At 41.8% G+C, this 8,814-nt stretch carries 9 protein-coding genes and 2 pseudogenes; 3 read left to right on the plus strand and 8 right to left on the minus strand.

The annotated features are described in order from the left end of the window. Nucleotides 1-33: 33 nt before the first annotated feature. Entirely contained in the window at nt 34-1,461 is a 1,428-nt protein-coding gene (locus QM469_RS09150; protein WP_414276608.1) for a helix-turn-helix domain-containing protein, read from the minus strand. Between the two features lie 165 nt (nt 1,462-1,626). On the opposite strand from QM469_RS09150, the gene hslO reads away from it, so the two are divergent. Both hslO and dusB read left to right on the plus strand, forming a co-directional pair. Continuing rightward, nucleotides 1,627-2,499, plus strand: a complete 873-nt coding sequence (gene hslO / locus QM469_RS09155; RefSeq protein WP_414276609.1) for an Hsp33 family molecular chaperone HslO — start codon at nt 1,627-1,629, stop codon at nt 2,497-2,499. Next, nucleotides 2,486-3,466 carry a tRNA dihydrouridine synthase DusB gene (gene dusB / locus QM469_RS09160; RefSeq protein WP_414276610.1) on the plus strand — a complete coding sequence of 327 codons (981 nt, stop codon included), beginning with the start codon at nt 2,486-2,488 and terminating at the stop codon, nt 3,464-3,466. Before hslO ends, dusB begins: the two co-directional genes overlap by 14 nt. A gap of 189 nt (nt 3,467-3,655) precedes the next feature. Here dusB and tnpA read toward each other — a convergent pair. The 7 genes and pseudogenes from tnpA to QM469_RS09195 all read right to left on the minus strand — a co-directional run bounded on the left by tnpA (nt 3,656) and on the right by QM469_RS09195 (nt 7,988). Next, nucleotides 3,656-4,114 (minus strand): annotated as a pseudogene (gene tnpA / locus QM469_RS09165) (IS200/IS605 family transposase). Nucleotides 4,115-4,282: 168 nt separating this feature from the next. Continuing rightward, nucleotides 4,283-4,882 carry a response regulator transcription factor gene (locus QM469_RS09170; protein ID WP_281335293.1) on the minus strand — a complete coding sequence of 200 codons (600 nt, stop codon included), beginning with the start codon at nt 4,880-4,882 and terminating at the stop codon, nt 4,283-4,285. After that, a complete protein-coding gene (locus tag QM469_RS09175) occupies nt 4,883-5,980 on the minus strand; it encodes a sensor histidine kinase (RefSeq protein WP_414276611.1) in 1,098 nt (365 codons plus the stop codon). After that, nucleotides 5,980-6,717, minus strand: a complete 738-nt coding sequence (locus tag QM469_RS09180; protein WP_315640359.1) for an ABC transporter permease — start codon at nt 6,715-6,717, stop codon at nt 5,980-5,982. Before QM469_RS09180 ends, QM469_RS09175 begins: the two co-directional genes overlap by 1 nt. A gap of 1 nt (nt 6,718) precedes the next feature. Further along, nucleotides 6,719-7,603: an ABC transporter ATP-binding protein gene (locus QM469_RS09185; protein WP_281335290.1), complete on the minus strand. Its 885-nt coding sequence runs from the start codon at nt 7,601-7,603 to the stop codon at nt 6,719-6,721. Continuing rightward, the gene (locus QM469_RS09190) at nt 7,590-7,784 is read right to left on the minus strand and encodes a hypothetical protein (protein ID WP_006154913.1); all 195 of its coding nucleotides are present in this window, start codon (nt 7,782-7,784) and stop codon (nt 7,590-7,592) included. Before QM469_RS09190 ends, QM469_RS09185 begins: the two co-directional genes overlap by 14 nt. A gap of 3 nt (nt 7,785-7,787) precedes the next feature. Then, the gene (locus QM469_RS09195) at nt 7,788-7,988 is read right to left on the minus strand and encodes a hypothetical protein (RefSeq protein ID WP_414276612.1); all 201 of its coding nucleotides are present in this window, start codon (nt 7,986-7,988) and stop codon (nt 7,788-7,790) included. 193 nt (nt 7,989-8,181) lie between these two features. Between QM469_RS09195 and QM469_RS09200 the strand changes: the two are divergent. Continuing rightward, nucleotides 8,182-8,814: pseudogene (locus QM469_RS09200) on the plus strand (IS3 family transposase); the annotation flags it as partial.

The following is an 8,814-nucleotide window of genomic DNA, read 5'->3' on the forward strand; positions in this document are numbered from 1 at the left end:
ATTTCACAAAAAAGACCTGGATTCCCAAGCCTTTTAAGCAAATAGTATCTGACGAATCGCTGCCAAATCTTCCATATCTAAGTCGTTTTTTAAATAATATACTGGAGTCTGGTCTTTTTTATGAATAGGATTATTGGTAACCAGCAAATCGTAGTGTCGACTAGGATCATAGGCTTCAATAGTAATAAAACGATTGTATTCCAAATAGCGTTTCAAGATAGCAGTCATTCTTGAAAAGACAAGAAAACCCGCTGTTACATCTAGACCAATCTGCATATGATGACCGTCATTTTCTGCCATGTATTCCATCAATTGAAGCAATTCCCAAAGTATTTTTTTATCCAAGTCCGTCCCCTGCTGAAAGGCAGGTAAAGTATGAAAAATCTCCTCTGCTGTCTCTTTAAAATCATGTTCCATCAGCAAATAAGGATGACGATTCTCTAACTGGTACTTATAGCGGTCTTGTAAAATATAGCCCTTGAATAGATAGACTTGACCACAAAATTGACTCAGTTCATAGGTGACATGGTCTTCCGTATAACCGCCTAGCAAGCCCTCTTTCTTCATTTTTTGAATCAGTTGCGTCAACAAATCTGCCAGCCGCCCTCCAAACCCAAGGATATACTCCATGGTATGTAGGGGCAAAATGCGATGAGAAAGAAGAAAAGAGAAGAAAATCATCATCTCACCATCCTCAGTTCCCAAAGGAATGTGTTGCCCAGCAAAAAAGGACGGTGTCTTTCTCAACAAGCGAAGGTAGAAAATATTGTCAAAATAGCCTCGCATTTTATCTTCTATGACTTGAAATTGACAGGCATTGACCCGGAGACGTTGTTGGCTGATATGATTCCACAAAATCAAGTCTAACTTCTGCCCCGAAGACAATTGAGCACCACAGATTTCTTCTAAACTAGCAATCTCCCGCCTTCTCTCAGGCTTTTGCATTTCATTTCCCCAGTCCTTACTCGACCAAACCTTACGTAAAAGACAGAAATAAAAGTAACGAATCTGGTGCTCTGGACCTCGCAAACGTCCGTTTTGGATAGATAAATCAAATTCGGATAAAATCTGATTTAAACCAGATAAGTGGCGCCCAAGCGTGGCCTCACTGACCATCAATTCTTGAACCAGCTGATGGGCTTGAAACTGCTGGTGATAGAGCAGATACAGTAAAATCTGGTATTTCACCGCATTGTCTAAAAATAGACGACGAATATCACGCCCCTTAGTAGTCGCACCGACTGACAAGTTGACCTGCTCTTCCTGTAAATGAATCTGTACATCTAGACCAACTGTTTGCGCTCTTTCATTTGTGAATAAGATGTACTTGGTCACAGTCGCTTTAGAGAAGCCCGTCTCCTCCATCAGTGCTTTTAAGGTCGTTTGTGACTCCTGCAATAAAAAAGAAAGGACTAAAAATTGACCAGCTTCAGCTTTTTCCATCAAGTCTCCTAAATACATTTGTTACCCCTTTCATTTTCTTCTTCAAGCATAGCATAAATTAAAAAAATGCTAAAATAATCTGTTTATCTTTTCGGTTTTTCCCTAGTTTCAAACTCAAATAATCCTCAGAATCAGCAAACACGCCACTCCCCCTTTGGGCATTTTTATGCTAAAATAGTAGCTATGGATAAAATTATTAAAACTATATCAGAAAGTGGGGCTTTTCGTGCTTATGTTCTTGATAGCACTGAAACCGTCAGCACTGCTCAAGAAAAACATCAAACCCAAGCTAGCTCAACTGTAGCACTTGGTCGCACCCTTATTGCTAGCCAGATTCTCGCAGCCAATGAAAAAGGAAATACCAAGCTAACGGTTAAAGTTCTTGGAACTAGCTCTCTAGGTGCCATCATCACCGTAGCTGATACCAAGGGGAACGTCAAAGGTTACGTTCAAAATCCTGGTGTTGACATCAAAAAGACTGCAACTGGTGAAGTTCTAGTCGGACCTTTCGTCGGCAATGGTCAATTTCTCGTTATCACAGACTACGGCACTGGAAATCCATACAACTCCATGACTCCCCTCATCTCTGGAGAAATCGGAGAAGACCTTGCCTTTTACCTGACAGAAAGCCAGCAAACTCCGTCAGCAGTTGGTCTCAATGTCCTTTTGGACGAAGAAGACAAGGTCAAGGTTGCAGGTGGTTTCCTAGTTCAAGTCTTGCCAGGAGCCAAGGAAGAAGAGATTGCTCGCTTTGAAAAACGCATCCAAGAAATGCCTGCCATTTCAACCCTTCTCGAAAGTGAAGACCATATTGAATCTCTTCTTAAAGCCATCTATGGCGACGAGCCATACAAACGCTTGTCTGAAGAAGAGATTCGTTTCCAATGTGACTGCAGCAAAGAACGCTTTATGAAGGCTCTTTCTAGTCTCCCAAGCTCAGACTTGCAGGAAATGAAGGATGAAGATCACGGGGCAGAAATCACTTGTCAATTCTGTCAAACAACTTACAACTTTAACGAAAATGACCTGGAGGAACTCATTCGTGACAAATCTTAATACACCTTTTATGATTGGCAATGTTGAGATTCCCAATCGTACCGTTTTAGCACCCATGGCCGGCGTGACTAACTCAGCTTTTCGTACCATTGCTAAAGAACTCGGAGCTGGACTCGTTGTCATGGAAATGGTCTCTGACAAGGGAATCCAATACAACAACGAAAAAACTCTTCACATGCTTCATATTGATGAAGGCGAAAACCCAGTCTCTATCCAACTTTTTGGTAGCGATGAAGACAGCCTAGCACGCGCAGCAGAATTCATCCAAGAAAATACCAAGACCGATATTGTGGATATCAACATGGGATGCCCAGTTAATAAAATCGTCAAAAACGAAGCTGGCGCTATGTGGCTCAAGGATCCAGACAAGATCTACTCTATCATTAACAAAGTTCAATCAGTCCTTGATATCCCTCTCACTGTCAAAATGCGTACAGGCTGGTCTGATCCATCTCTAGCTGTGGAAAATGCCCTCGCTGCGGAAGCTGCAGGTGTTTCTGCCCTTGCTATGCACGGTCGTACTCGTGAACAAATGTATACTGGTCACGCAGACCTTGAGACCCTTCACAAGGTTGCACAAGCTCTGACAAAAATTCCATTTATCGCTAACGGTGACATTCGCACTGTCCAAGAAGCCAAACAACGCATCGAAGAAGTCGGTGCTGATGCCGTTATGATTGGACGCGCAGCCATGGGAAATCCTTACCTCTTCAATCAAATCAATCACTACTTTGAAACTGGAGAAATCCTTCCTGATTTAACCTTTGAAGATAAGATGAACATCGCCTACGAGCATTTGAAACGCTTAATCAACCTCAAGGGAGAAAAGGTTGCGGTCCGTGAATTCCGTGGACTCGCTCCTCACTACCTCCGTGGAACATCAGGTGCAGCTAAACTTCGTGGAGCTATCTCACAAGCAAGCACACTGACTGAGATTGAAGCACTCTTACAGTTAGAGAAAGCATAAATCATAACCACCCGTCTAACGGGTGGTTTGCACCAGGGCTATAAGCCCAAATTACCAGCCAGCGCCTAAAGACGCTGGCTTTCACGCGTTGTTCAAGCCTCATTGCTCTTGACTCGTCACTTGCCTCTTAAAGAGGCGTGAGTATTACTTACCACCATCCCTAAAGGGATCCTCATATTCTTTCACACTTCATTTATCTAGTGCTATATCATGCTTTACTCGTTCTCAAATTTTCATACTCGTGAAGAAATCATCCACTGGATAATTTCTTTAATCTTGAATATATTTCTTAATTGTGGCTTCATTGAGCCCTACTGTACTCACATAATAACCTTCCGCCCAGAAATACCGATTTCCAAACTTATACTTGAGGTTGGCGTGTTTATCAAACATCATGAGTGCACTTTTGCCTTTTAAATAACCCATGAATTATCCTTGGTGGAATACTTACCAACATATGTACATAATCACGCATTAAGTGTCCGTCGATAATTTCAATACCTTCATAACTACACAAGCGATGAAATATTTCGCCTAAACTACTTCGATATTGATTATAGATGATTTTTCGTCTATACTTAGGGGTGAACACAATGTGATGGAACACATCCACTTTGTGTGTGATAAACTATGAGACTTTTGTGCCATGGTTTTCTCCTTTCGCTTTACAATTGACTTGAACACCTTTATTGTATCGCGTTTGGAGTTTTTTAGTATAACCTTCGACGCGCACCTAACGGAGCGAGACGGACTAATAGTCACATAACACAAAAAATCTCTTAGATTCATTTCTAAGAGATTTTTTCTTTCTCTCCCTCACAACCAGCCTTCTTCTTCGGCAGTTTTGGCTGCTTCGGTTCGGTTGCTGGCGCCTAGTTTGGAGAGGATATTGGTCATGTAATTACGGACGGTGCCGTTTGAGAGGTAGAGCTTATCCGCAATTTCTTGGTTGGACAGCCCCTGTGCAACTCCATGCAAAACAGCGACTTCTTGCTCGGTCAAGGGATTGGGATGGGTCATCATGACTTCCATCAGCTCTGGAGAATATTCCTTGCGTCCCTCTAACACCGTATGCAGGGTTTGCATGAGTTCGGCGATGCTTCGCTCTTTCAAGACATAGGCGTCGACTCCTGCTTTGACCGCTCGTTCAAAATAACCTGGGCGTTTAAAGGTCGTAACGATAACCACCTTGATTTCAGGCACTTCTTGTTTGATCCACTCGAGCGCTTCTAGTCCTGTTTTGACTGGCATTTCGACGTCAAGGATGGCAATATCTACTGTTTCTTTCCCCAAAACCTCGATAGCTTCAGCTCCATTTTTCGCCTGCAAGACAGTCTCCACATCTGGTTGAAAGCTTAAGAGCTGGCACATGGCATCTCTAAGCATACTTTGATCTTCTGCGACTAATACTTTCATCTACTTTCTCTCCTTATAAGGCAGATGCACGCGCACCTCTGTTGGATGTTTCAAACTGACCAGCTCTACTTGACCTGAGAAGGCTGCTACACGATCTCGGACTGTATGGAGTTCATTCCCTTTTACAGTTACAAAACCTTTCCCGTCATCTCTAACTGTCAGGAGCAATTCCTGATCTGTACGTTCCAGTTTTAGATAGGCTTTATTAGCGCTGGCATGCTTGATGATATTGGTCGCCAGTTCTAACAAAATCATAGCAGCCGTCGACTCCACATCTTGGGTCAGGCTAGCCTTGTCCAATTGATTGTCAACCTCAACTTCAATTCCAGCAATCTCCAGCATCTTCTTGACAGTCTCAAGCTCTGATGCTAAAGTCCGTAATTTCAGATTTTCCACGATGGTTCGCACTTCATTCATGGAATCCTTGCTGATCTGGTGAATTTCTTTTAATTCCTTCTCCACCTGTGGATAGGCCTGCATCTGAAATAACTGCAGGGCCAGATCTGTCTTGACACTCAGCATGGCAAAGGTATGCCCCAGGCTATCATGCAAATCCTGACCGATACGACTACGTTCATTTTCAGCAAGCAATAGATTTATCTGGGCATTTTGCTTGGCCTGAGCTTCTTTCAAATCCTCGACAATGCGAATCCGAACCAAGCCCAATGTCATCAAATCGACAAAAGTGAGAATCCCAAGTTCAAAGGCTACAGCCTCAGTTTCGACTGACTGAAACATCATGAGTTGTCCAACAACAAGAACTTGAGCAAGAAGGAAAGTCCAGACATGAAGAGAACGTAGGCTACGCACTCTAAAATGATAAATCAAGAGATTGGCAAGGAAAAAGAAGAACCAGACATAGTTGCCATAAATAAAGACGGTATTCCCAGCTACATAGGCTAGCATGATAATCCAAAAGAGCCAGGATAATCGCTGGCTCTTGGTTGTCAAAACGCCTAAGTAAGCCACCACAAATAGAATATCAACTAGTAAATGCCAGCTAGGAATCTCCCCAACTACTGCAGAGAGGATAGGAAAAACCATAAAAATCAAACTGGCCCAAAACATATAATGTATGCTTTTCAGTTTTTCAAGCATTAAGAATTCTCCTTATGACCTTGAAGGTAAATAGTCAAACCAAATAAAACTGCTGAAAAAACAAGTAGATAAACTGTGGCTGATAAATTGATGCCACCCTCGTTTAAGAAGGTCTTGAGCAACTCCATCAACTGATAGGTTGGTAGACACTTCCCGATTGCTTGCATCCAGTCTGGAAATAAAGTGATGGGCATCCAGAGTCCGCCTAAAACAGCCAATCCTAGATAGAGAAGATTGCCCACGACAGACATCAGCTGACTAGACGGTAAGAGTGTCAGGATCAAGCCAAGCGCTACAAAAGCTACACTTCCCGCAATAAGCAAGAGCGCAGCCCCAATCCAGCTTCCTAGAGGCATATCCACACCCCTGACCAAGTGCCCAACTGAGAAAACAACCAGGATTGAAACCAAATAATCAACCATCATACTTGTTATCTTTGATAGATAATATTCTACCATATTTACTGGAGTATGGCGTAATGTTTTCTGCCAGTTGTTGATCTTATCGGTATGTAAAACAGCTGGGAATGAAAACATAGCTGTCGACATCATGGAAAAGGCCGTCATAGAGATAAGGTAGTCGCGCATAAAATTAGCCGGCCCACTTGGTGTATCCTGGTACATGCCTGAAAAGAATAAATAGAAGGCCGTCGGCATCCCTACAGATAATAGATAATAGACTAATTGTCGTTTGGTCAATAGAAATTCTATCTTGTTTAGTGCAATCCATCGTTTCATCTTAGTCATCTCCCTTTTGTGTTTCTTCAAAGATTGTATCCAGCAAGCTACGGTTAGTGACTTCAATTTCTTGAATCCTACATCCTGCCTGGACTAACCGTTCCCAGAAAGCATCCGCTTCGCGTGTGACTACTTGCAGGGCATCTTGTTTTTGTGACCAGTTTTCAACCAAGTTAGACTGTTCGACGACTTCCTTGTAAGCTAGAGGTAGGACAAAGTGCTTTTCAATCTCCTCACTGCGCATGGCTAGAGGTGTCGTATCACGGATCAATTCTCCCTTATTTAAGACCAAAATCCGGTCTGCTGTATGCTCTACTTCCTCGATATAATGAGACGAATAGAGAATGGTAACTCCCTGCGCTTTTAAGTCTTGGACAATTTCCCAAAAACGTTGACGGGTTGAAGTATCCATGGCCGCAGTTGGCTCATCTAAAAAGACAAGTTTTGGTCGCCCAATCAAGGTCAAGACAAAAGAGAAGAGACGTTTTTGCCCACCTGACAATTTTTCTGCCAACTGCTCTTTTTGTTGCTTGTCAAACTGCAATAGTTGATCAATCTCCTGGTTGCTCAAGGGATTTGGGTAAATGCTTTGAAAGAAAGCAATCAACTCTTTAACCTTTAATTTCTGAACAATGACATTTTCTTGAGGGAGGTAGCCTCTAATATAGTCTAACTGAGAATTCGTCACTGGCAATCCTTGGATGGATACTTGACCGCTGGTGACCAGTTTATCTCCAAGCAAACAGTCCAAGAGTGTTGTCTTACCAGCACCATTGGGCCCAATCAAGGCGACACATTCACCTTCAGCCACCTCAAAGGAAATATCCTTCAATATAGCCTTGCCCTTGATGTTTTTATTTAAGCCTTCTACCTTAATCATGTTCATGATATTCTCCTTTCAACCACTCCTTTCCCATCGGAAAGGCGATAAAAATCATAAATCCTAGACCCCAGGCACCGCGAATGGCTTGGTGAAGGAAGGCTTGGTCAAACCAACCTGTAAACATTTCGACCAACCATACCACTAGTGACAGTCCAATAAAGAGATAGAGAATCGCTTTTTTCATTTTTCAAACTCCTTTTTTCACATCTGAGACCAATTTCAAACCTTCTCGGATCAACCAAGACATGATCCCAAATCCTGCAAATAGCTCCCAAGGAAAATGATAGAAACCTTCATCCAATCCTGAAAACATGAGATAAGTCATGACTCCTGCTGCTACTAAACTCATTGCGACAATTACTTTATGTTTCATTTTTTCTTCCTCCATTTGATACATCTAGTATAATTCTTTGAAGGTTGTGTCACTAGAAGCTTCTGTCATGAGGAGATATGACAAATGTCACAAAAAGTTCACTCAGCTATGAAAATAGAATTCTCTGCAAATCAAAAAGAGGTCGGGAAAATCTGAACTGCACCCCAAAAGTTAGACATAAAAATCTAACTTTTGGGGTGTTTTTATTATGAAATTAACTTATCGGATCTATGAACTCAAAAAGCAAGGAGAGAGCTTTAGAAAGCTTTCAGATCAATTTGGGATAAACATTTCTAATCTTCAGTACATGATTAAATTGATTGATCGTTATGGAATAGAGTTCGTCAAAAAAGGAAAAAATCGTTACTATTCTCCTGATTTAAAACAAGAAATGATTAATAAAGTCTTACATGAAGGCTGGACTAAAGATAGAGCTTCTCTTGAATACGGTCTCCCAAGTCGTACGATACTTCTTAATTGGCTAGCACAATACAAGAAAAACGGGTATACTATTGTTGAGAAAACAAGAGGGAGACCACCTAAAATGGGACGTAAGCCAAAAAAGAGACCTGAAGAGATGACAGAATTAGAACGTCTTCAAGCAGAAAATGAGTACCTGAGAGCGGAGAATGCCATTCTAAAAAAGTTGAGAGAACTCCGATTGAAGGAGGAAAAAGAGAAAGAAGAAAGACAGAAATTGTTCAAGAATTAATCACTGAGTTTTCGTTAGATATTCTTCTAAAAGCCATTAAACTAGCTCGTTCGACCTACTACTATCACTTGAAACAGCTAGACAAACCAGATAAGGACCAAGAGCTTAAAGCTAAAATTCAATCCATTT

It is taken from the genome of Streptococcus infantis, assembly GCF_047464215.1.
Classification (GTDB): domain Bacteria; phylum Bacillota; class Bacilli; order Lactobacillales; family Streptococcaceae; genus Streptococcus; species Streptococcus infantis_P.